At 65.8% G+C, this 20321-nt stretch carries 26 protein-coding genes; 9 read left to right on the plus strand and 17 right to left on the minus strand.

Annotated elements, in window-relative coordinates:
• Positions 1-54 precede the first annotated feature (54 nt).
• Positions 55-318 carry a HigA family addiction module antitoxin gene (locus ACOOHB_RS09795; RefSeq protein WP_420444599.1) on the plus strand — a complete coding sequence of 88 codons (264 nt, stop codon included), beginning with the start codon at positions 55-57 and terminating at the stop codon, positions 316-318.
• Here the strand turns inward: ACOOHB_RS09795 and ACOOHB_RS09800 are convergent.
• Entirely contained in the window at positions 292-681 is a 390-nt protein-coding gene (locus ACOOHB_RS09800) for a type II toxin-antitoxin system death-on-curing family toxin (RefSeq protein WP_420444600.1), read from the minus strand. The genes ACOOHB_RS09795 and ACOOHB_RS09800 overlap by 27 nt on opposite strands.
• Positions 678-881: a hypothetical protein gene (locus ACOOHB_RS09805; RefSeq protein ID WP_420444601.1), complete on the minus strand. Its 204-nt coding sequence runs from the start codon at positions 879-881 to the stop codon at positions 678-680. The genes ACOOHB_RS09800 and ACOOHB_RS09805 overlap by 4 nt, the downstream gene beginning before the upstream one ends.
• On the opposite strand from ACOOHB_RS09805, the gene ACOOHB_RS09810 reads away from it, so the two are divergent.
• From ACOOHB_RS09810 to ACOOHB_RS09820, 3 genes are read left to right on the plus strand one after another with little or no spacing between them, the layout of a single operon-like run.
• Complete coding sequence (locus ACOOHB_RS09810) at positions 880-1017, plus strand: hypothetical protein (protein WP_420444602.1); 138 nt, start codon at positions 880-882, stop codon at positions 1015-1017. The two genes, ACOOHB_RS09805 and ACOOHB_RS09810, sit on opposite strands and share 2 nt — an antisense overlap.
• Before the next feature lie 46 nt (positions 1018-1063).
• Positions 1064-1324, plus strand: a complete 261-nt coding sequence (locus tag ACOOHB_RS09815; RefSeq protein ID WP_420444603.1) for a type II toxin-antitoxin system Phd/YefM family antitoxin — start codon at positions 1064-1066, stop codon at positions 1322-1324.
• A gap of 6 nt (positions 1325-1330) precedes the next feature.
• Complete coding sequence (locus ACOOHB_RS09820; protein ID WP_420444604.1) at positions 1331-1753, plus strand: type II toxin-antitoxin system VapC family toxin; 423 nt, start codon at positions 1331-1333, stop codon at positions 1751-1753.
• Here the strand turns inward: ACOOHB_RS09820 and ACOOHB_RS09825 are convergent.
• Both ACOOHB_RS09825 and ACOOHB_RS09830 read right to left on the minus strand, forming a co-directional pair.
• Positions 1719-2201, minus strand: coding sequence for a type II toxin-antitoxin system VapC family toxin (locus tag ACOOHB_RS09825; RefSeq protein WP_420444605.1), 483 nt, complete (start codon positions 2199-2201; stop codon positions 1719-1721). The two genes, ACOOHB_RS09820 and ACOOHB_RS09825, sit on opposite strands and share 35 nt — an antisense overlap.
• Entirely contained in the window at positions 2198-2434 is a 237-nt protein-coding gene (locus ACOOHB_RS09830; protein ID WP_420444606.1) for a type II toxin-antitoxin system Phd/YefM family antitoxin, read from the minus strand. Before ACOOHB_RS09830 ends, ACOOHB_RS09825 begins: the two co-directional genes overlap by 4 nt.
• 189 nt (positions 2435-2623) lie before the next feature.
• Between ACOOHB_RS09830 and ACOOHB_RS09835 the strand changes: the two genes are divergently transcribed.
• A complete protein-coding gene (locus ACOOHB_RS09835; RefSeq protein WP_420444607.1) occupies positions 2624-3604 on the plus strand; it encodes a hypothetical protein in 981 nt (326 codons plus the stop codon).
• Positions 3605-3745: 141 nt separating this feature from the next.
• Here the strand turns inward: ACOOHB_RS09835 and ACOOHB_RS09840 are convergent, their stop codons facing one another.
• The 12 genes from ACOOHB_RS09840 to ACOOHB_RS09895 all read right to left on the minus strand — a co-directional run bounded on the left by ACOOHB_RS09840 (position 3746) and on the right by ACOOHB_RS09895 (position 16709).
• Complete coding sequence (locus ACOOHB_RS09840; protein WP_420444608.1) at positions 3746-3868, minus strand: hypothetical protein; 123 nt, start codon at positions 3866-3868, stop codon at positions 3746-3748.
• A 215-nt stretch (positions 3869-4083) separates the two neighbouring features.
• Positions 4084-4806, minus strand: a complete 723-nt coding sequence (locus tag ACOOHB_RS09845) for a glucosamine-6-phosphate deaminase (protein WP_420444609.1) — start codon at positions 4804-4806, stop codon at positions 4084-4086.
• The gene (locus ACOOHB_RS09850; RefSeq protein WP_420444610.1) at positions 4803-5705 is read right to left on the minus strand and encodes an ROK family protein; all 903 of its coding nucleotides are present in this window, start codon (positions 5703-5705) and stop codon (positions 4803-4805) included. The genes ACOOHB_RS09845 and ACOOHB_RS09850 overlap by 4 nt, the downstream gene beginning before the upstream one ends.
• Complete coding sequence (locus ACOOHB_RS09855) at positions 5702-6472, minus strand: ATP-binding cassette domain-containing protein (protein ID WP_420444611.1); 771 nt, start codon at positions 6470-6472, stop codon at positions 5702-5704. Before ACOOHB_RS09855 ends, ACOOHB_RS09850 begins: the two co-directional genes overlap by 4 nt.
• Positions 6469-7674 carry an alanine racemase gene (locus ACOOHB_RS09860; protein ID WP_420444612.1) on the minus strand — a complete coding sequence of 402 codons (1206 nt, stop codon included), beginning with the start codon at positions 7672-7674 and terminating at the stop codon, positions 6469-6471. Before ACOOHB_RS09860 ends, ACOOHB_RS09855 begins: the two co-directional genes overlap by 4 nt.
• 4 nt (positions 7675-7678) lie before the next feature.
• Positions 7679-8683, minus strand: a complete 1005-nt coding sequence (locus tag ACOOHB_RS09865) for an ABC transporter permease (RefSeq protein WP_420444613.1) — start codon at positions 8681-8683, stop codon at positions 7679-7681.
• 40 nt (positions 8684-8723) lie between these two features.
• Positions 8724-9986 (minus strand): substrate-binding domain-containing protein, encoded by a 1263-nt coding sequence (locus ACOOHB_RS09870; RefSeq protein WP_420444614.1) that lies wholly within the window; start codon positions 9984-9986, stop codon positions 8724-8726.
• A gap of 22 nt (positions 9987-10008) precedes the next feature.
• Positions 10009-11253, minus strand: coding sequence for a M20 family metallopeptidase (locus ACOOHB_RS09875; RefSeq protein ID WP_420444615.1), 1245 nt, complete (start codon positions 11251-11253; stop codon positions 10009-10011).
• Positions 11250-12452, minus strand: coding sequence for an ROK family transcriptional regulator (locus tag ACOOHB_RS09880; protein ID WP_420444616.1), 1203 nt, complete (start codon positions 12450-12452; stop codon positions 11250-11252). The genes ACOOHB_RS09875 and ACOOHB_RS09880 overlap by 4 nt, the downstream gene beginning before the upstream one ends.
• 96 nt (positions 12453-12548) lie before the next feature.
• Positions 12549-13445 (minus strand): class I SAM-dependent methyltransferase, encoded by an 897-nt coding sequence (locus tag ACOOHB_RS09885; RefSeq protein ID WP_420444617.1) that lies wholly within the window; start codon positions 13443-13445, stop codon positions 12549-12551.
• An 80-nt stretch (positions 13446-13525) separates the two neighbouring features.
• Entirely contained in the window at positions 13526-14233 is a 708-nt protein-coding gene (locus ACOOHB_RS09890; protein WP_420444618.1) for a ribonuclease HII, read from the minus strand.
• A 52-nt stretch (positions 14234-14285) separates the two neighbouring features.
• Positions 14286-16709, minus strand: coding sequence for a hypothetical protein (locus ACOOHB_RS09895; protein WP_420444619.1), 2424 nt, complete (start codon positions 16707-16709; stop codon positions 14286-14288).
• Positions 16710-16772: 63 nt separating this feature from the next.
• Here ACOOHB_RS09895 and ACOOHB_RS09900 point away from each other — a divergent pair, with 63 nt between their 5' ends.
• Genes ACOOHB_RS09900 through ACOOHB_RS09915 form a run of 4 tightly spaced genes read left to right on the plus strand, consistent with a single transcriptional unit; the run spans position 16773 to position 18721 of the window.
• On the plus strand, positions 16773-16994 hold the full coding sequence (locus ACOOHB_RS09900) for a CopG family transcriptional regulator (protein WP_420444620.1): 222 nt from the start codon (positions 16773-16775) through the stop codon (positions 16992-16994).
• Positions 16987-17334, plus strand: a complete 348-nt coding sequence (locus ACOOHB_RS09905; RefSeq protein WP_420444621.1) for a type II toxin-antitoxin system VapC family toxin — start codon at positions 16987-16989, stop codon at positions 17332-17334. Before ACOOHB_RS09900 ends, ACOOHB_RS09905 begins: the two co-directional genes overlap by 8 nt.
• A gap of 21 nt (positions 17335-17355) precedes the next feature.
• Positions 17356-17979, plus strand: coding sequence for a 2-phospho-L-lactate guanylyltransferase (gene cofC, locus ACOOHB_RS09910; protein WP_420444622.1), 624 nt, complete (start codon positions 17356-17358; stop codon positions 17977-17979).
• The gene (locus tag ACOOHB_RS09915; RefSeq protein WP_420444623.1) at positions 17963-18721 is read left to right on the plus strand and encodes a PIG-L deacetylase family protein; all 759 of its coding nucleotides are present in this window, start codon (positions 17963-17965) and stop codon (positions 18719-18721) included. The genes cofC and ACOOHB_RS09915 overlap by 17 nt, the downstream gene beginning before the upstream one ends.
• A 21-nt stretch (positions 18722-18742) precedes the next feature.
• Here ACOOHB_RS09915 and ACOOHB_RS09920 read toward each other — a convergent pair whose 3' ends face one another.
• The gene (locus ACOOHB_RS09920; protein ID WP_420444624.1) at positions 18743-20317 is read right to left on the minus strand and encodes a DNA-methyltransferase; all 1575 of its coding nucleotides are present in this window, start codon (positions 20315-20317) and stop codon (positions 18743-18745) included.
• Positions 20318-20321 lie beyond the last annotated feature (4 nt).

Consider the following 20321-nt stretch of genomic DNA (forward strand, 5'->3'; position numbering starts at 1 on the left):
ACCGACCGTGATCCTTGTCGAGACGACTAGCTGTCAGTAGTTGGAGGGGCCACCATGCCACCGAAATTTGTTCCTGCAGAGGCGTTTCCGCCGGGTGAGCATCTGCGTGACGAGTTCACCGAGCGTGGCTGGACGGTCGCACAACTGGCCGGGATGATGGGCCGACCGTCTCGTGTCGTTTCGGAGATCGTTGAGGCCCAAATTGAGATCACGCCGGATCTGGCGCAAGCGCTCTCCGTAGCTCTCGGCACATCGACCCAACTGTGGCTCAACCTCGAAGAGACCTACCGGCTACACACGCGCACCCATGGCACGTAGCGCTGCTGCGATGTCCTCCACGCCGATGTCGCTCGATGCAACGCTCATGACGAGGTCGTAGACGGCGTCGTTGGCTGCGGCGCTCACGCTTGCGTCATTGAGTTCCAAGAACACGGCCGTGACAAGCCAGCCGAGACGCTTGTTGCCATCGACCAGCGGATGGTTGTTGACCACCGAGTGCAGCAATGCCGCCGCCTTGGACCAGATGTCGGGGTAGGCGTCTTCGCCGAACGCGGAAGCCTGCGGTCGCGCCGCTGCCGCCCCAAGGAGGCCGATGTCGCGAATCGGCGGCGGATCGCCGAGCAACCGGCGCGCCAGCTCGACGAGATCCTCGGTGTCGAGGTACTCAAAGCCCTGGTTCACTCGCCCAGGCGCCTGAGTGCGTCGCCATGACGTTCCATGATGAGATCGACTGCCGAGGTGACGCGGTCCCGGTGTTCGGCCTTGGTGACGTACTCCCGCACCGCTCGCCGGGCTGCTTCTTGCATGGAGGTGCCATCAAGAACCGCTCGCCGCCGCAATGCGTCTTGCTCTTCGGGGGTGAGCCTCAGTGTCATCGCCATGAGACGAATGGTATCAAGTCGATACCAAGAGGCGTTCGACGATCTTGAGCATGGCGCCAAGCAATCGGGCGTCAACCCCAATGTCCACCTGGATCCGGGCCGGCGAGCCCGCATCGCGGAGGGCTCAGCAGACTAGTCTTATATCTAGTCAGTCAAGGTCAAACGGCGGGTTAGGCGGATCAGTGAGCGGCACATGGCAAGTACAGGAGGCGAAGGCTCGATTCAGCGAGTTCCTCGAATCGAGCCTGGCCGAGGGACCCCAGGTCGTCACCCGGCGCGGCATCCCCGCAGCCGTACTCGTGCCGATCGACCAGTGGGAGCGCGTACGCGATGCGGCGCATCCGAACCTGCGGGATTGGCTGCTCGACCCACGCGCACGCACCGAAGCACTCACCCCTGATCGACGCGAGCTTGCTCTGCGTCCGCCTCCCGAGTTCGGGTAGCTCCCTGTGTACCTGCTCGACACCAATGTGGTGTCGGAGTTGCGACGCCCCCGGCCGAACGTCGCTGTCGTCCGGTGGTTCGAACACGTTCAACCGGAGCAACTCTTCCTCTCAGCGTTGACGATCGGCGAGATTCAGGCAGGCATCGAGCTCACACGTGAGCAGGACAAGGCAAAAGCAGACGAGATCGAGGCATGGCTCGATGAGCAGGTGCTCGACGGTCACAACATCTTGTCGATGGACGCACCGGCGTTTCGCGAGTGGGCCCGCCTGATGCGACGACGTTCCGACACGTTGGCCCAGGACGCCATGATCGCCGCCACAGCCCGAGTGCATCGACTCACTGTCGTCACCAGAAACACGAGGGATTTCGAGGATTTCGACGTTTCCCTCCTCAATCCGTTCGCCACCGAACCCGACGCCGAGTAGCTGGCTCTACACGGCCGGGGAGTGCTGCGCCCGGTACAGACACGGCGACGATCTCGAGATCGGTGATGCCCTCGAAGTCTGCGGGATTGGCGGTGTACAGGGGCAGACCGTTGGAGATTGCTGTGGCGGCGATGAGCGCGTCGTAGGCGCGTGCTGCGGGCTTGCGTCCAGATGCCCGCAGGTCGGCGGCAACCCGGCCGAATGCCCTGGCTGCGGCATCGTCGAAGGGCAGCGGATCGAAGTCGGCCTCCGCTTGCTGCAAGTGGGCCTGACGCCTCCGTCGCTCTGCGGCGTCGGAGGCTGCCAGTGGCCCGACCGACAGCTCAGCGAGCGTGATCGTCGTGATGGTTGGCTCCGCGGGCAGCATCCCAGCGTCGGCGATTCGCGGCAGGCCGATCACCGCGTTGGTGTCGAGCACCCCGCGAACGTGCAGGTGCGGGGCGCTCACAAGGACGGGTCCATCACGTCGTCAATGTCGGAACGAAGCCGCACTGGGTCGACATGTGGCAGGTGCTTCCAACGTTCGAGCAGCGTCGAGGCATCGAGGGCTCGGCGGGGCAAGGGACGCAGTTCCGCCACCGGCCGACCCGACCGGGTGACCGTGAGCCGTTCACCCGCCTGCACACGATCCACAACATCGCCCCCATGGTTGCGAAGCTGCCGGATGGTCACCTCGTCCATGTCTTCAATGTATCACTGGTGAGACACCTTGGACTAACGGCGGCTGATGTCGGCATCAGAGTGATTGTCGCCGAAGGCTGAACACCACACATCAGCACCCGCCCGCCCACAGGAGTCCCCGTCACCACGGCGAGGCCAAGCCGCGGTATACCGGGGACTCACGACCGCGTTAGAGGGATGGCCGCAACTATGACAAACAGATTCGTCGCTGCGATGGCCTTCACAGCGCTGGTGTTATCGGCGCTGTCGCTGTTCGTCGCGTTGGGTGCCACCGATGATCAGGTGACTTCGCCGGCCACCGAGGTTGCCCCGCCGACAACCGCTTCTGTTGCCGTCGAGGCACCGAGCACGACGGCCGCCCGTCTGGCTGCGAACACATCGGACGAAGTCGCCCTTGTCACGGCACCCGCTGCTACCGAACCGCCCTCGACGGCTGCGGTGACACCGGCCACGACGGCACCGCTTCCCGGCACGCCGTCGGCAGTCGGACCGGCAGCGGGCACACAGCTCGGCGTTGTCGGCGTCAGCCATGACGATTTCCTCAACGTCCGCGACGCGCCCAACGGCAACGTCGTCGCCACGCTCACGCTGCGCATCGCAAACTCGGCCAGTGGCGAGCAGTCGATCCTGGTCGGAAGTCCCGACGCCACCGAGACCATTGCGACGCTGGACGTCGTAGGCGTGACAGCCACAGGTCGCACACGCCACCTGCGCACCAGCACTTGGCACGAGATACAAGCCGGCCCGGTCACCGGATGGGCCAGCAGCAACTACCTCGCCCCGCTGTCACCTGACACCCGGCTCGATGTGACCGCACAAGTCTTGGGTGCCATCGGCCCCACCCCGTCGGCACCGACCATGACCGAACTCGCCCAACAGGTCGCCGCCGAATTCGCCTCCGACGAACCACCGTCACGCATCAGATTCACGTCCGCGACGAGTGCGTTCGAAGCCTTGGCCGAACTCACTGTCGATGTGGTCGGCCAACCCGACGACGCAATACGCGGCTATCGCTTGTGGATCACCGCTGAAACCGCCGGAGACTGGATGGCCGCCCTCACCGACGGCGACATCAACACCGACGCAGGCCCCTACACGCTGCGAAGTGCTGCAGCCACACCCCTGTGCTACAGCCACCGCGGCGTCGGCAACGACGGCAACTGCAACTAGCGCCTCAGCTACCGACGGAGCCCTTGGCGTGTCGCTCGTCTCGGCCCCAGCGTGAGCGGTGGCCATATTCGGGACACTGCGATATTTCGGCCGGCCCGAGATGCCGGGCTCGACCCCGACATCGATACGCGCCCGGCGGCGCTACGCGTAGATCGAAAGGCCGCTGATCTGAAGCTCGGGGCGAACCGACACAATTCCGACCGCATCGCCGATTGCCATGTGCGCCAGCACGTCGATGAGCATCTCGAGCACAGCCGTCGCCATGGTCTGCCCTCCTTGTGGCCCACCGTCATTGCTGCGATTTGCGCCTGCGCCGCGCTGGTCCTGTCGGCTCTGCCGGAGTGTCTTCGGCAGTTGGTTCGAACAATTCGATGAATGAGCCAATGAACTTCAATCCGAGCAGGCGTTCTTTGTGAAATCAGACTCTGTTCGGACCCATTCGGTTCCCTGCTGTTGAGGATCCGATCGGCGAGCGATCGCTAGAGGAGCGATGCGGCGTCTGGGTCGAGGACGATCGTCGCGCTCGAATGGAGTTGCAGAGCTGAGGCGGGGACCATCTCGCACACCGGGCCATGCACTGCTCTTGCCACAGCCGCGGCTTTGCGTTCACCGCACGCCAGCAGCAACAGCTCAGCCGCCGCAAGGATGGTGGAGATCCCCTGCGTTATGGCCCGCCCAGGAACGGGCCGGCCGTCGCTGAAGAAGTCCGCATTGTCGGAACGGGTCTGCTCGCTGAGGGTCACGATGCGAGTGACGCTGTCAAACGCAGAACCTGGTTCGTTGAAGGCGATGTGCCCATTTGACCCGATGCCCAGAATCTGCAGGCCGATTGGTGCACTGCGAACCAAGTGCTCGTAGCGACAGCACTCGCCGGCGAGATCGGGCGCGTCGGGATCAGGGCAGTGAACTGCATCGCGGCGTAGGTCGACCTGCTGGGTCAGCTCCCGCTTCACGACGCTGCGAAAACGGCACGGATCGTCAGGATCGATGCCCGCGTACTCATCAAGCAGGTACACGTCGACGCCAGCGAAACTGAGGCCCTCATGTTGGTGGCGTCGAACCAGCTCGGCATACAGCGCCTCGGTCGTGCGCCCGGTTGCAACCCCAAGGCTTGCTCGTCGCTGATCGCGCACGAAGCCTTCGACAATGACGGCTGCGCATTGCGAGGCAGCCACTCGATCCTCAGCGACGATGATCCTCATTGCGTGATCGGCATGCTGGCTCCATCGTCATCGCCCCCGAGCACTTCGTCGGCTCCGGGTGCAGGCTCGGCTTCCATGCCGACCATGGCTGCGACTGCGGCACCAACGATGCCGGCGTGCATACCTCGGTGGGCGACCGTTATCGGCTTCGAGAGGTCGAGTTCCGAAGCGAACCGGTCGAAGTCATTGCTGAGCCCTCCGCCTACGACCCAACAAGACGGGTGCAGCATCGCTTCGATCATCTCGAAGAACGGCTGTGCCCGTTCCGCCCACTGACTTGGTGTGAGCCCATCGGTGGATATTGCACGTCCAGAGGCCACCTCTTCGAAACAAGCCCCGCCGACGATCAGGCCGCCTAACTCGGAGTTCGGGATGAGACTGCCGTTGTGCAGCAGCGCGCTACCGACACCGGTCCCGAACGTCAGCACGATGGCGAGCCCGGTCGCCCTCAGTGTGGCCTCGCCGTATCTCAGTTCTGCGAGGCCGGCTGCATCAGCGTCATTGATCAGCACCGCGTTGGCCCCAGTCGCCGCGCGCAAGCAAGACAGTGCGTCTGGGTCCTCCCAGGAATCACCAAGGTTCGGCGCATGTCGCAACGACAGACCGTCGATCACACCCGGCAGCGCAACGCCGACTGGTCCCGACCATCCGACCGCCGACGTGATTCGACCGATTGCCGCCATCACGTCATGCGGTGTCGCCGTGGGAGGCGTGGCTTCGGTCAGGACGGGCCCTGACAGCTCGCCGACGGCGACATCCACGACAGCTCCCTTGATGCTGGTTCCGCCCACGTCGATGCCGATCTGCAGCGAGCTGCCGCCGGTGACGGTTCGCGACAACCCGAAGTCGCCTGCATCTTCAACCTCCGATTCGGGTCGGACGCCCAGGTCGTCGGTCATGGCTCCGGACCGTCGTGGCGGGAACCGGTGATGTGTGCAACAAGGTCGTCCTTGGTCACCGCGCTGACATCGACCTCTGCTGCTGTGCGCCCTTGACGCAGCACCACTGCCCGGTCGCACACTGCCATGACCCTGTCCATGTTGTGGGTGATGAGCAGGACGGCCACGCCTGCGCTGCGCAGTGCGCGAATGAGGTCCAGGACGCGTGCAGCCTGCTCGACACCCAATGCGGCAGCGGGCTCGTCGAGCAGCACGATCTGCTGTCCCCATGCGGCAGCCCTGCCGATCGCGACCGCTTGGCGCTGGCCGCCCGACAGCGCACTCAGCGGCCGCCGCAATGATGGGAGACGTATGTCGAGGCGACCCAGAATCTCCCCGGCCTCAGCCCGCATGCGCTTCTTGTCGAGCACTCCGAGCCATGACCCCAACCGTCCCCCACGCGTGTGCTCGCGGTTGAGGAACAGGTTCTCCACGACATCGAGCGGGTCGATCACCGCCAGCGTCTGATGCACGGTCTCGATGCCGAGCGCTCTGGCTCCCTCCGGCGATTCGATCTCGCGCCTGTGACCATTGACAAAGACACTTCCGGCGTCAGGCCGGTACACCCCAGCGATGCACTTCACCAATGTGGACTTGCCGGCCCCGTTGTCGCCGAGCAACGCGGTCACCTCGCCGTAGCGCAAGCTCAGCGTGACATCGTCGAGCGCCCGCACAGCACGAAACGACTTGCAGATGCCCGCGGCTTCCAAAGCTGTGGCGGCAGTCATGTCGAGCTCACCTCGACCCGATCCCCGAAGCCGTTCCACACTCCGACCACCCGAGGCTGGCCCTGCGACACTCCCGACAGCCCAGTGACAAGTGCCCTGGTCACGAACGCTTGGATCCTGAAGCCGAAGACCACCGTCGCTCCTTCCGTCACGGTGCGGCCAGAGTCGGGGTGCAAGCGGGCGTAGTAGTCGATCGCTGCCGGATCGGGCATGTCCACCGGCACGGGTGACGTCGAAATCTCTGCAGCGTCATGAGCCACGACCGCACGGACCTGGTACTCGCCGAACACCGGGTCGACGTACAGGCCGCCCCCGAAACAGAGCGGCACGCCTTGATGAATGTGAGCTATCTCGCTCAGGTACAAGACACCTGGCTGCTCAGGCAGATCCCGAACGGCGTGCAGCGGCGTGGTGCCGGTGAGTCCGTGGCCGGGCTCGACTTGGGTGGCACCGGACTCGGCGAGCAGCCCGAGGACTTCGGTGGAGGTGGTCCCCGGCAGGTTCATCTCGAGGTGAGCGGGACAGGCCGGGTGCCGTCGTACGAGGTCGGCTGCCCGTGCCAGCGTCTCGACGTTTCGGGTGGCGGCGACGTTTGCGCGCTGTTCATCGAAGAGCACAGCCGGAAAGGTCGTGAGTCCGGCGAACTCGGCCCCATCGAGCGCTGCGATGACGTCGACCGCCGAACCGAGATCGCCGAGCGGCACGCCTCCTTCGTGACCGGGATAGAACGTGTCACCTGGATCGAAGACCCGTAGCAGGAGACGCTGAGTTCGACCGCTGTCACGTGCTGCTGCCGCGGCCTCCGTCGCCTTGTTCGCAGAGAAGACCGTCCAGTACTCGGGTGCCATCGTGGCTGCCTCGCCAGCTTCGGCGCGAGGAACCTGAACGAGGTGTCCAAGGTGACCGAGTCGGTGGCCATTGCGAATGATGGGGCGGGCACACGCCATGTCGACCGCAACGAAGCCGTCCACGCCGCCGGCCGCCATGGCCGCCATCGCGCCGGCGGCCCGGCCGATCTGCTTGGTCATCGCGTACACGGTGAGGTCGAGTGTCCGGGCCCGCGTGCACAGCACACTTGTGTTTGCCTCGATGGCGTCGAGGTCCAGCACGTAGCTGTTCGCCGGGATCTTCCCCGCCTGGTGCAATTCCACAGCGGCTTCGACGAACCCGGGATTGCGGTCGAGCAGGGATCGAAGGAACATCTCTTCAGCGCTCCCGCTGCTCGCGCATGCTCAGCGCGACGGCCAGGATGATGATGACGCCCCGCGCGATCAGCTGATCGGCGACTCGCAGCCCCATCAGGATCAAGCCGTTGTTGAGCATGGCCATGATGACCGAGCCCATGATCGCCCCGACGACCGAGGCACGCCCGCCGAACAGGTTGGTTCCGCCGATGACGACGGCTGCTATCACCGTGAGCAGCAGGTTCTCGCCGAGATCATGCCGTCCGATGGCCAGGCGGCCAGCCAGCAGCACGCCGGCAAATGCCGCCGCGCCAGCGCTGGTCACCAGCGCCGCGATGCGAATTCGGTCCACGTTGATACCGACCGCCGCTGACGCAGAACGGTCGGCTCCGACCGACAGGACATGGCGGCCCCAACGAAGCTGATGCAGCGCCAGGTGCCCGATGAGGCCAACGACCACGATCCAGATGAGCAGCGAGGACACGGGACCCAGCGAGCCCGCACCGAAGATCGCCGAGAACGTGTCGTTTCGTATCGGCAGCGACTGCAGGTTGTTCATGTTGCGCGCTATGCCGCTGACAATCCCGAGCATCCCCAACGTGACGAGGAATGACGGAATGCGCACCTTCACTGCGATCAGGCCGTTGACCAACCCGATTGCCGCGCCGACGGCGACAGCCGCCAGGGCTCCGACGAAGAATCCGTACCCGCCCACCGCTTCTGCGGCGACCAACGACGACAGCGCCGCGACCGAGCCGACGGACAGATCAATTTCGGCGGCTGCGAGGGCGAACGTCATCCCCACTGCCATGACGGCTATCGGTGCTGCCTGCCGGCCGATATTGAGCAGGTTGGACGCGCTGAGGAACCCATCGTCGTACAAGGTCACCGCGAAGACTCCGAAGATGAGCGCCGACGCCACGTAAACGACGTATCCGCGAGATCCTGAGTCCTGGCGATTGGACAAGAGCCGCCCCAGACCCCTGGGAGGAGTTGACCGGTCCGGGGCGCCGAAGTCCTGCGTCACGATGGGTTCCTCAGCTCGCCCTCGAAAGGACGAGTCTGCGTCAGTTGCCGAGGGCGTCCAGAACCTCTTTCGGGGGTTCCGCGGCCAAGGACTGACGATAGGCGTCGACAATGTTGTCAGCGGTCACCCCGATGGCGGGCACCACGACGAATGCGGGAGCTGCCTTGCCCAACAGGCCGTAGGCGCCCTCGAATGCCATGGTGCGGCCGAGGTTGTAGGCCTCATCGGCAGCGATGCCGACGATGTTGCCGCCCTCGACCAGATCGAGCGACACGTTGGTGTCCAGATCCATCGTCACCACGGCAACATCAGATGCTCCCGCAGCGCGCAGTGCCGCCAACACGCCGTCGGCTGGGCCGGCGGACCAAGGTGCATAGATGCCGTCGAGATCAGGATGGCGCGTGAGCAGCGCCGCGGCGATCTCTTCCGCAGCAGCCGGATCAGCGAGTCCCTGCTCGGCCACGATCTCGATGCCCGGGTAGTTGATCTCGATCCACGATTTGAATGCTTGATCACGCTGGTTGGTGACGTAGTAGGCAGCGTCGTGGAAGATGAATCCCACTTCGCCTTCGCCACCGAGGGCCTCGCCGAGCAGGTTGGCTGCGGTGATGCCCATCGCCGCGAGGTCGTCGGTCACGATGCCGACGTAGTCCTCGCCATGGACGTACCCCTGGGGGACGTTCGAGAGGAAGACCAGCTGCACGCCGGCTTCCACTGCAGGACGGAATGCTGCCGCACCGGCGTCGGGTCCGATGGCCAAGCTGATGATGATGTCGGGATTCTGCGCCATGACCGTCTCGACGTCGTTCGCCTGCTGAGCTGCGTCGAACGAGGCATTGGTCTCGGCGATCACTTCGATTCCGAGTTCTGCGAAGGCATCGCGTGCGCCTTGGCTCACTGCATCGGTGAACGCGCCCGCCGTGTGCCACAGCAATGCGGCGGTGTAGCCGCCTGCCTGGACTTGGGCGATCTCGTCGTCGCTGAGAGTGATCTCGCTCGACGCGACCGCCTCCTCGCCACCAGGGCCTTGGGTGACCGGTGCGGTAGGTGCGTCGTCGGCCATGTCGTCATCGGCCATGTCGTCATCAGCCATGTCGTCATCAGCCATGTCGTCATCGGCGGCGGGAGCAGTGGTCGCCGCAGCGGTGCTCGCCGGCGCGTCACCGCTGTCTGCATCACTGTCGGTGTCGCCGGTGCACGAAGCAGCGAGCAACGCGAACACGGCCAGCAAGCACAAGAGCAAGAGTCGCCTCGGCGCTCGCACTCGAGACTTGGTCGTGTGTCTTTCTGATTTGGTTCTCATGGGTCCCTCCTTCGGGTCCGGCCTATGAGTCCTCGACACCGCACCACTCGGCAATGAAGTGCGCGAGCGTGCGGGTTGCGGTCACCAGCTCGTCGATGGCGACCCGCTCGAATGGTGTGTGGCAGTGCGAGATGTCTCCGGGAGCGAAATAGACGCCGGGGATGCCTAGATCCCGGAGAAATGGCTTCTCGGACCAGTAGGGGGCGCCCTCGATCCGGGCCCGCTCACCGGTTACCGCGGTGATCGAAGCGGCGAGGGCGACCACTCCCGGATGGTCGGCGGAAACCTCGTCGGGCGTGCCGCCGACGACGTGATCTCGGGGAGCGCTGAAGTCCACGGTGCATTCCACGGAATGCTCCATCGCGACGTCCGTCACAACGCTGCGAATCTGCTCCGCAGCCGCGTCGAGGCTCTCGCCTGGGTTGATCTTTCGAATCAGCGACGCCTCGAAGCGCCCCGGCACGGCGATGTTGCCACCCGAGGAAACCGACGTGACCAGCAGGAAGGCTTCGCCGAGCAACTCATGGGCCGGAACCGTTGCGCGCAGCTCGTCGGACAGCTCCCACAAGCGGCTGAGCAAGCTGTGGCCGGCCTTGAGTGCATCCACACCGAGTTCGGGTCGGCCGAAGTACGCAGACTTGCCAATGCAGACGATGTCAGCAATGAGGAATCCCATCTGAGCGGTGTAGATGGCCGAAGTCGTCGGCTCGGTGTAGATGGCGAAGTCGGCGACGCCTCGTGGACTGTCGCTCGCCGCCGTGCGCATTCCAAGCGACACGCCAGATCCCGGTTGTCCGGATTCCTCGTCGCAGACGAACCACGTTGAGACGGCACCGGCTGGTCGCAGCCCCACCTTGTCGAATGCCCGGAGCGCCTCGATGATGACGCAGATTCCGGCCTTCTGATCGGCGGCGCCCCGTCCCCAGATTTCGCCGTCGATGACGCACGGCTCGAATGGATCTGCACGCTCGGTGCCGTCCCAGTGCCGCTCCCAGTCGTCAACGGCGACGGTGTCAAGATGACCAGCCAGCAGCAGCGATCGGCCGCTGTCTCCCCCGGCGCTGCCGTACACGTTCGGCCGGCCCGGCTCGCATTCGACCAACTCCGCTGCGTGGAATGCTTCCGATTCGTTGAGGCAGCTCAGCGCCCAGCGGGCGACGTCGGACTCATTGGGCGTGACACTCGGGATCCGGACGGCTTGCCGCAGCAGCTCTACGACCGCGTCAGCGTCCACCGCTTCGGCGACGAGCGCGGCGGCGCTGCTCATCTGCGCTGGTCTCCCAAGACTTCTGGCACGAGGGTCTCGTGCACGATCCGCAGACTCATCGACACGGCTCCTGCGAGTGCGGCCCGACGTCCCAGGCTCGACGCAGCCAGCTCGGGCGGTACCGAGACGAGGCCACCGAGCCGTTCCCGCACAGCATCGACGAAGACAGGATTGACGCCGACTCCGCCGCCGAACACGACCCGGGCCGGATCCGCGATTAGGCAGAGGTGCGACACGGCGAGCGCCATCGACTCCGCAACTTTGTGCAGGACATGGCGTGCGGCGGCGTCATTCGCGTCAGCCGCGGCAAGGATGTCAGGAACGTCCGAGCTGGGAACCAGTCCGCTGTCGTAGCCATCCTCGATTGCTCGACCGAAGAGCTTGCGAATGGACGGCGCTGAAGCCACATCTTCGAGCGTGACTGGAGGTTCACCGGGTTCTGGGTGCGCCAGCAGCAGAGAGCCCAGCTCGCCTGCGGACCCGGTACCGCCTCGGTACAGCTCCCCGTCGACCACGATCGCCCCGCCGATGCCGGTGCCGATCGAGATTGCAGCAAAGTCGCCGCCCGGCTGATCGTCGTCCAGATGGGCGAGCTCCCCGAGCGCTGCGAGGTTCACGTCATTGTCGACATGGACTCGATCGGCGGGGATTCCGAGTTGCTCGGCGAGCCATGCACGCGGCGCCAACCCGTCGAATCCGGGCAGGTTCAATGCCTGCTCAACGCGGTCGCTGCTGGTTCGGTAGATGCCCGGCACACCGATGCACGCGGCGCTGCACGGCTCATCGATGGCGTCCAGCATCGCCGAGATGGCCCGCCCAAGTCGCTCGAACGCCGTCGGGGCATCCGGTCCTGTCTCCATCTCTCGCTCGACGATGAGATTCCCGAAGAGGTCTCCAACGCCGACCAGCATCTTGGTGGCGCCGATGTCCGCCGCGAGCACCTGTCGTGCAGTCGGGACGAGTTCGTAGAGCGCCGCCGGCCTCCCGATGGATCCGGTTCTCTGGCCCTCCGAGGCGACACGCACCAATCCCGCCGACGTCATGTCAGCCATGAGGGCCGACACCGTTGGCTTCGACAGTCCGGTGGCCCGAGCAATGCCAGCGCGAGACATCTGCCGCGGGTGTGCTGCGAACATCGCGTCAGCGATTCTCTGCCCGCTGAGCAGCCGCAGACCCCCCGTACGTGCTCGGTCGTCCATATTGTTAGTAATCTTACCTTACAAAATAAGGGTGTCAAGACGCCATATCGGCCTTGCCCGCTGCCGCGGCTCCTTATGGGACAGTTCGCCCGAGAATCAGTTGCGGGCGGTGGCGATCCAGGTAGCTGCAGGGAAGACCACGCCTGCAGGGGTTTGTCGAGGCGCCAGAACAGCGGTCACGGCTTCGCGGACCTGTTCGTGGACCTCTGGCGGATGGCCTTTCAGGGCCCGGCGAGCAATACCGAGATCCATGGCGAAGTCGACCGTTTCTTCGAGCGTGCCTCCCCCGCTGAAGACGAGCTCGGTGTCGTGCGGCTCAAGGGCGATGCCGGACCAGCCAGCCGCGTCGAGGATGCCCCGCACATGGTCGGGGTCGGCGAAGGCGAACGGATCGACGGCCGGGCCGTCACTAGGCGGCAACTCCACGACCTCGAGCACTGCCTTGTTGATCGAGATCAGCCACGGGTTGTTCCGCGCCCGTTGCCAGCAGACGAACGAGAGCTGACCGCCGGGGCGCGTCGCTGCCCGCAGGTTCGCAAATGCGGCGACCGGGTCCGCGAAGAACATCACGCCGAATCGGGAATACACCAGGTCGAAGCCGTCGAAGCTGCCGTTGTCGGCGGCGGTGCCTGCGGCCAGACCAGCAATGTCAGCCGTCTGCGCATCGACCACGGCGAAGCTGATTGGCGCGGCCTCTAGATGCGCAGAGGCATGCTCGGCAACCCTGCGCCGGGCGACCCTGATGAGCAGCTCGCTGATGTCGACGCCCAGCACCGATCCGGTCACCCGCTCGCTCCACTGCAGCGATGTCTGGCCGCAGCCGCAGCCCACATCGAGCACATGCGCCCCTGCCCGCAGGTCGTCAGCGACTCCCATCGCAGCCAAGCCGATGTGGCTCAGCTGCATGTCGAGCCGTTCCTGCTGGTCGGACCACACCTCGGCGTTGCGCCAGAACTCACGCTGATCTGCGTTGGGGTCGTCGCTCACGCTCATGAGTCATCCCTCTTCGAGGCTGTCTTCTTCTAGCAGGCCACACAGCAGGCTTCCGAACAGACCGAGGCCCGCGACGGCGGTCAGAACAAGGTGGTGTCCGGTCCCGAGAGCGCCCGTGCGTAGGCGGCCAGCGCGCTGGGCGTGTCGCCGTGCGCGGCGCTCGGCACCGGCTCGGCGTTGGGCAACGCATCGGCGAATGACCAGCTCAGACGGTGGATGGCGCAGGGGCCATGGGTGGCGAGTGCCGCACGATGGACCGGCGCCGGATACCCCTTGTTCGACTCGAACCGGTACGGCGGGAACTCGGATGCAAGCTCCGACATGATCCGGTCCCTCACCACCTTGGCCATGACCGACGCCGCCGCAATCGACAGGCAGCGCCGGTCGCCCTCCACCAGTGCGGTGCTCGGATGCCAGTCCACGAAGTTGAAACTGCCGTCGAGCAGTACACGATCCGGCTCGGCTCCGAGCACATCCAGTGCCCGACGTGTCGCCAACCTCAGCGCATCGGTCATCCCCAGCTCGTCGCATTCGGCTGCGGTGGCGTGTCCCACCGACCACGCACGGGCCCAGTCGTCGATGCGCTCGAAGAGCTGTTCGCGCACTTTGGGACGGAGTTCCTTCGAGTCGCGGATGCCGTTCACACGCCCGTGCGACGAAACCACCACCGCACCGACCGTCAGCGGTCCGGCCCAGGCTCCGCGGCCCACCTCGTCCACGCCGACGACCGTGGCCTCGCCCGCCTCCCAGCACCGCCGCTCGAACGTGAGGCTCGGCCGTGCCGTCATGGAATCGAACCTAGTTGCCGACCCTGTCCCGATCAGAACCCACGGGCACTCTCTAGGGCGCTGGCACCGGAGCGAGCAGAGTCTCGCCACGCCACTGCGTCGCGGTGAATGCCGGGTCCAGGCCTGGCGCAGTGACTCTCGGCGCCTCGCCGCCCGAGTCGTGGGGCACCACGTCCCACAGCAGTGCAGGCCGCTCGCCATGCCAGCGCACCGCCCACGACACCGTGCCGATCCGGGTCGGCACGTCATGTACCTCCACCGGTTGTCCGAGCCAAGCCGCAGGCCAGTGCGCAGCAAGTCGCAAGTTCGGCCGCTCCTCAGAGTTCGACCCGCCGTCGTCGGGGACATCGACAAGCAGCCGCAACAGCGTGCGGACGAACAGTCCGCCCACTCGCAGGTCATGGCCGGCCCCGTCGGTGCCGGTGCGCTGCTGTGGATGCATGAAGGTCGGCCAGTTCAACGTCGGCGATGCCACCGACACCAGCGCTTCTAGGCGTTCGTACGCCCGGGCCGGCGCCACACGCGCCTCGGCAAACGCCAGCAGAGCAGTTGCCATCAGGTCGTGACCGCGCTTGGTCTTGACATCAGGAACGAGGCCCGTCGGTGTGCCTTCGGGAGGCTCACCAAACACAAAGGGCAGCGTCGGCGCCCAGGGGACTGCTGCGTGCACCCAAAGACCGCCGTCGCGCATCTCCCACTCCCACCGTCGCTTCGTCGAGGCTTCGTTCTGGCCGCGCTCTGGAATCTCCCACGGCAGGTGACCCCAGAGGTTCAGGTAGAAGGTGGGTGCCTCAGGCTCTGCACTGACGTCCAGCCCCCTATTTGGCGGCAGCGACTTCCCAGCGCGCCGCAGCTCGGTGGCAGCACGATCAGCACCCAGCCGTCGCAGCATGCGGTAGCCGGCCCGCAGCCCCTCCCGATTGGCCCATGCCTGTTCCCATTCGGCGTCGCGCGTCAGCAGCCAACGGACCGCTGAGGTCACGAATTCTCCCAAGGCTTCGGCCAATTCCCCGTCGCCATGCAGCGACAGCAGGTGCTCTGCCAGCACCAGCGACGTCCCGGTAACCGTGCGACCCAAGCTGGTCGTACAACCCGTGGCATCCTGCACCTGGGCCTGCCGAATGAGCAGGTCACGCACCAGCTCGGGCGAGCCGCCCTCGATCAACCCCAGCAGTTGAACCAGATCGTCGCCGTCGTCCTGATCGACGATGAACGCCGGGTGCCACAACATCGACCCGGTCGTGCCGTGGCCGTCGTCCGCTGGCCAAGTGCTCAGCAACAACGACCCGCGCGCCGCTTCGAACGCATCGGAGAACCGGCCACCAGGCAGCTCAAGCCGGCAGCCGGCATCCAAGCGCCGGCGCCACCCATGGGCAACTCGTTCCAGGCTCGGCAACCGATCGAAGAGGTCGGCCACCTTGGGTCCGATGGCGGGCGTATCGGACCAATCCCCCTCGTTGCGCGCCACGATCGCGACCCGCAGCGTCGATCCGGCAACCAGGGGAAAGACCGCTGCCGCGGTAGCAAATCGATCCGGGCACTCGACCGCGATAGGCGCCACAGCGTCGGGTTCAACCGTTGCCTTCATCCCGCCATCGGCAGATGGGCTGCTGCCGCGGACAGAAACGGGAGTCGAGTGGCGCACATCGGCCTGCGATGCCGCAACGAGCGAGGCCGCGCAGTCGGTCCCTCCGCTTGCAGCAATGACATCGCCGGGCAGCCGGTCGAAGATCACCCGCCGATGCCAGCCAGCCCTCAGGCTCCAGATGCGCCCATCGACGGTGATCCCCTCGATGGCGCCACCGTTGTCCCACTCCATGCTGCCGCCGTGCACTTGGGAGTATGCGCTCAATTCGTACGGTCTGGCCGCCATCGCGACAGCGATGGGCGCGCCCGTCTCGTTGGTGATTTCGATGAGCAGCGCTTCTGACGCTCCCTGATCGCTCGACGCACTGCGCGCTGCCGCTGCCCGGTGAACGACATCGCCGCCTCCGACACGCAGCACGGTCTCCACGACCGGCATGTTGTCTGCCAGACGCTGGCGGACCGCGGTCGCACGCGACGGGAACACCCACTCATCACCGGCTCGTATCCACCAATCCAGTGACCACGGACCCGATACGACCAACCCCCGGGGGTCGACCTCAGCGCGCTCGTAGCTCTCGGGCACTCCAATGACTGTCCATGAGCGACTGACCGTGTTGGTCAGGACGTTTGCGACGAACTCCTCGTCGCCGATCCGCATTCGGAATTCGCTGCGCTGTGGCGCGTGTGCCGGCGAATCGGGGTCGCGCTGGCGTTCGGCCCACCACGGCCCGACCCAATCGGCGGGCGGCTCGGTTGGATCAGGGCGGCGCCACTGGTGCCGTCGAGCCCGGAACTGCAGGAATGACGGCAAGCGCGGCAGCGGCCAGCGCCACGCTCCTCGAGACGGACGGGCGCGGAAGGCACCCTCCCTTGTTCGGCGCCCGGTCATCCCGCTGTCCTAGCACGTCGAAGTCGCGACCCCTCAGCAGGCGTGTGCTGTATGTTGTGCTGTATGTCAGCGACTCGCACGCAGGTGTACTTCACCGAGCAACAGCGTGAACGCATCGACGAACTCGCAAGAGTCGAAGGCGTCACCTTGGCAGAGATCGTTCGGCGAGCACTCGATGCTTACCTGTCGTCATATTCTCCTGATGCCTCCGAGAGTCTGGCGCGTACCTTCGGTGCCGTGAACGACATCGACGCCCCCATGCGAGACGAATGGCAGCGTGGCTGACCTGCTCATCGACACCGACATCTTCATTGACCACCTGCGGGGCCACCGGTCGCTAGCACCCGGTCACCACCGCCTCCACTACTCGGTCATCACACGCGCAGAGCTGTTCGCAGGCACCGCCGCAACGGCAATCGTGTCGGATCTTCTGGGGCCGCTGCGCGAGCTGCCCGTGGACAGATCCATTGCCGAACGTGCGGGTCGCATCCGACGAGAGTCCGACGTGCGGCTGCCCGATGCGCTCATCGCGGCGACAGCCCTCGAGCATGGTCTGGGATTGGTGTCACGCAACCAATCGGATTTCGGTCGTGTCCACGGGCTGCGGTTGCGTTCGGACCTTTGAGCAGCCATACACTCGCCGCGGGTGACTGCAACGAGCGTCACGCCGACCGTGCTCATTCCTGTCAAGGGCTTCCGGCTTGCCAAGGGCCGCCTCGCCGAGCGTCTCAATGAGACCGAGCGCCATGAGCTGGCACGCAACATGGCCGCACAGGTCGTCAAGGCGGCCGGATCACTGCCCGTGCAGGTCGTCTGCGACAACGACGAGGTGGCCGGTTGGGCTCGCACCGTCGGCGCAGATGTGCTGTGGATCGAGGCCAAGGGCCTGAACCCTGCCCTCACCGCTGCCGTCGCAGAACTTGAAACTGCCGCAGGCCGCAACCACGACAACCCAGGTCACGTGCTCATCGCGCACGCCGACCTGCCCCATGCCGAGACACTCGCCGGGCTGGCAGAAGCCGGCACGGTCACGATCGTCCCGGACCGGCATCTCGACGGCACCAACGTGATGGCACTCCCGCTGGGGACTGGTTTCGAATTCCACTACGGACCGGGCTCGTTCGCCGCCCACTGCAACGAGGCTCTGGACCGCGGCCTCGACCTGCGCGTGCGCCGCGTTGCCGCGCTCGAATTCGACATCGACACGCCCGACGACTTCGACGCCGCCGGCCTCTCCCTGCCAACAACTGCCGATGCCCCCTCAAGCTGAGTTCCCCGAGTCCGGGTTCTCTGTGGACCTGCCGGTGCCCGACTCGGCGCTCGTCATCGCAGCGCACCCCGACGACGCCGAGTTCGACTGCGGCGCAACGCTGGCCAAGTGGGCTGCCGCCGGCACCATCGTGCATCACTTCATCTGCACCGATGGCTCCAAGGGCACCTGGGACACCGATTGCGACCAAACCAAGCTAGTCCAGACCCGCCAAGGCGAGCAGCGCGCCGCCGCTGCGGCTCTGGGCGCAACGGGCGAGGTGCGCTTCGGCGGCCACATCGACGGCGAGCTGGACAGCGGTCTCGCCTCCCGGGCCCAGGTCGCCCAAGTCATCCGCGAGCTGCGCCCCGCTGTTGTGCTGGGGCATGACCCGTGGAAGCGCTACCGGCTGCATCCCGATCATCGGCATGCCGGGCTGCTGGCGGTCGAAGGCGTGGTTGCCGCACGCGACCCGTTCTTCTTCCCCGAGCAGGGCATGGCGCCGCATCGCCCCGACGAGCTGCTGCTGTTCGAAGCCGACGAGCCCGACCACGCCGAGAACGGCGAGGGCTGGACGGCCGCCAAGACCGCCGCTCTGCTGTGCCATCGCAGCCAATTCGTAACCACCCACGACATCACCGACCCCGACGACGCCGCCCAGGTGCAGCGCTTCGCCGACTGGGTGGACGCCGTGGCGGTGGCCAGCGGCCAGCCTGCCGGGCTCGCCTACGCCGAGCTCTTCAAGCGAATCAAGGACCTGTAGGGCCGCGGCGCAGCTACGCCGTTAGAGCGCAGCGTCGATCTCGGCCTTGTCCCAATAGCCGGTTTGCGGCGCCACAGCACCAAGGGCATAGCCCGCCAACCGTGCTGCAGCCTCGTCGCCGAACAGCTCGATGACATCGAACACGGCGGAGGGCCCCAGCGTGTGCAACGCCCGGTCTCCCTCGCTCCCCGGACGGGGCAGGTGCGGGGTCAGCAGGAGCAGCTTCGCGTCGGGATCAGCTCCAGCGAGCACTGACGCCCGACCGAGCGCCTTCCACAACGTGTCGGCCCGCAACAGACCCGGCCGCACGGTCGTGAATGCGCCCGCTATATCGACCCACCACTCGCCTCCCGCTTGGTCAGCGAGCAGGAAGCTGAACTGCACTCCGCCGCCACGTACCTTGGCCGGGCTGCGCAGTATTTCGAAACCGAAGCCCTCCAAGAGCTCCGCGGCGATGTCGTGTGCCTTGCGACCAGCTTCGACGGCGTGCCGCACGAAATTGTCCGCGCTCATCGAATCCGCAATCGCGCCTGCCGCCGCTTCCGACTCATCGGCGGACTCAAGCGCGCTGAACAACGCCGGTTGCTGTGTGGGCCGTTGGCGCTGCTTCCACGCGACGTGAGCACTGGCGACCCGGGAGCGCGCCAATTTCACGTAGTCGGGATCGAGGTCGTAGCCGACTGCCCTCCGACCGCACAGCACGCTGGCCACCAACGTGGTGCCCGAACCCATGAACGGGTCCAGCACGAGGTCGTCCTCGTAGGTGTACAGGTCGATCAGGCGACGTGGCAGTTCCAGCGGGAACGGGGCGGGGTGTCGCACCCGCTGGGCGCTCTCGGGCCCCATGTCCCACACATCGAGCGTGGCCTCCATGAATTCGTCCGTGGACAGGCTGCTGCGGTAAGGCAGCCCTTCGGCTTCACGCCGGGACGCCGACCGCGCTCGATCGAAGCGCCCCTTGCTCGCCACGATGATGCGCTCGGTGGTGTCACGCAGCGTCGGATTGGACGGGCTGCGAAACGACCCCCAAGCACACGACCCGCTCGACCCCTTGCTCTTCTGCCACACGATCTCGCCGCGCAGCAGCAGGCCCAGCTCTTCGAAGATGCGCGCCACATCCCCCGACAGGCTGCGATACGGCTTGCGGCCGAGATTCGCCACGTTCACCGCGATGCGCCCGCCCGGCTCGAGCACCCGGACGCATTCGGCGAACACCTCTCGCAGCATGCCCAAGTAGTCGAAATAGCTCGTCGGAATCCGGTCGTCAGACCCAGCAGCCAGCGCGTCCTCGTACGCCTTGCCAACGAAATACGGCGGTGAGGTGACTACCAATGCCACGCTGGCGTCCGGCAGCTCAGCCATCTGCCGGGCGTCGCGGCAGATGCAGCCGTCACCCAGACGCTCGGTCAGGTCAGGGTCGAACTCGGGTCCCCGCGCAACCGTGTCGTCATCGCAAAGATTCGGTGGGGTGAAGCGGGCGTAGAACTCCGACGCGTCGTGCCCCTCGCGCCGGGAGGCACCAAATCGCGACGTGGCCGTCCGGCGAGCGGACGGCGTGACAAGGCGCGTTCCGCCCAATGTCTCCCGGGGAGCCATTCGT

Origin of the sequence: Candidatus Poriferisodalis sp. (genome assembly GCF_965215815.1) — a bacterium.
Classification (GTDB): domain Bacteria; phylum Actinomycetota; class Acidimicrobiia; order Acidimicrobiales; family Poriferisodalaceae; genus Poriferisodalis.

What these genes read in the sequence shown, in the direction of transcription:
- ACOOHB_RS09795 (WP_420444599.1), top strand. Translation starts at nt 55, where the DNA reads ATGCCACCGAAATTTGTTCCTGCAGAGGCGTTTCCGCCGGGTGAGCAT.
- ACOOHB_RS09810 (WP_420444602.1), top strand. Translation starts at nt 880, where the DNA reads ATGAGACGAATGGTATCAAGTCGATACCAAGAGGCGTTCGACGATCTT.
- ACOOHB_RS09805 (WP_420444601.1), bottom strand. Translation starts at nt 881, where the DNA reads ATGGCGATGACACTGAGGCTCACCCCCGAAGAGCAAGACGCATTGCGG.
- ACOOHB_RS09830 (WP_420444606.1), bottom strand. Translation starts at nt 2,434, where the DNA reads ATGGACGAGGTGACCATCCGGCAGCTTCGCAACCATGGGGGCGATGTT.
- ACOOHB_RS09835 (WP_420444607.1), top strand. Translation starts at nt 2,624, where the DNA reads ATGACAAACAGATTCGTCGCTGCGATGGCCTTCACAGCGCTGGTGTTA.
- ACOOHB_RS09840 (WP_420444608.1), bottom strand. Translation starts at nt 3,868, where the DNA reads ATGGCGACGGCTGTGCTCGAGATGCTCATCGACGTGCTGGCGCACATG.
- ACOOHB_RS09845 (WP_420444609.1), bottom strand. Translation starts at nt 4,806, where the DNA reads ATGAGGATCATCGTCGCTGAGGATCGAGTGGCTGCCTCGCAATGCGCA.
- ACOOHB_RS09850 (WP_420444610.1), bottom strand. Translation starts at nt 5,705, where the DNA reads ATGACCGACGACCTGGGCGTCCGACCCGAATCGGAGGTTGAAGATGCA.
- ACOOHB_RS09855 (WP_420444611.1), bottom strand. Translation starts at nt 6,472, where the DNA reads ATGACTGCCGCCACAGCTTTGGAAGCCGCGGGCATCTGCAAGTCGTTT.
- ACOOHB_RS09860 (WP_420444612.1), bottom strand. Translation starts at nt 7,674, where the DNA reads ATGTTCCTTCGATCCCTGCTCGACCGCAATCCCGGGTTCGTCGAAGCC.
- ACOOHB_RS09870 (WP_420444614.1), bottom strand. Translation starts at nt 9,986, where the DNA reads ATGAGAACCAAATCAGAAAGACACACGACCAAGTCTCGAGTGCGAGCG.
- ACOOHB_RS09875 (WP_420444615.1), bottom strand. Translation starts at nt 11,253, where the DNA reads ATGAGCAGCGCCGCCGCGCTCGTCGCCGAAGCGGTGGACGCTGACGCG.
- ACOOHB_RS09880 (WP_420444616.1), bottom strand. Translation starts at nt 12,452, where the DNA reads ATGGACGACCGAGCACGTACGGGGGGTCTGCGGCTGCTCAGCGGGCAG.
- ACOOHB_RS09885 (WP_420444617.1), bottom strand. Translation starts at nt 13,445, where the DNA reads ATGAGCGTGAGCGACGACCCCAACGCAGATCAGCGTGAGTTCTGGCGC.
- ACOOHB_RS09890 (WP_420444618.1), bottom strand. Translation starts at nt 14,233, where the DNA reads ATGACGGCACGGCCGAGCCTCACGTTCGAGCGGCGGTGCTGGGAGGCG.
- ACOOHB_RS09895 (WP_420444619.1), bottom strand. Translation starts at nt 16,709, where the DNA reads ATGACCGGGCGCCGAACAAGGGAGGGTGCCTTCCGCGCCCGTCCGTCT.
- ACOOHB_RS09900 (WP_420444620.1), top strand. Translation starts at nt 16,773, where the DNA reads ATGTCAGCGACTCGCACGCAGGTGTACTTCACCGAGCAACAGCGTGAA.
- ACOOHB_RS09915 (WP_420444623.1), top strand. Translation starts at nt 17,963, where the DNA reads ATGCCCCCTCAAGCTGAGTTCCCCGAGTCCGGGTTCTCTGTGGACCTG.
- ACOOHB_RS09920 (WP_420444624.1), bottom strand. Translation starts at nt 20,317, where the DNA reads ATGGCTCCCCGGGAGACATTGGGCGGAACGCGCCTTGTCACGCCGTCC.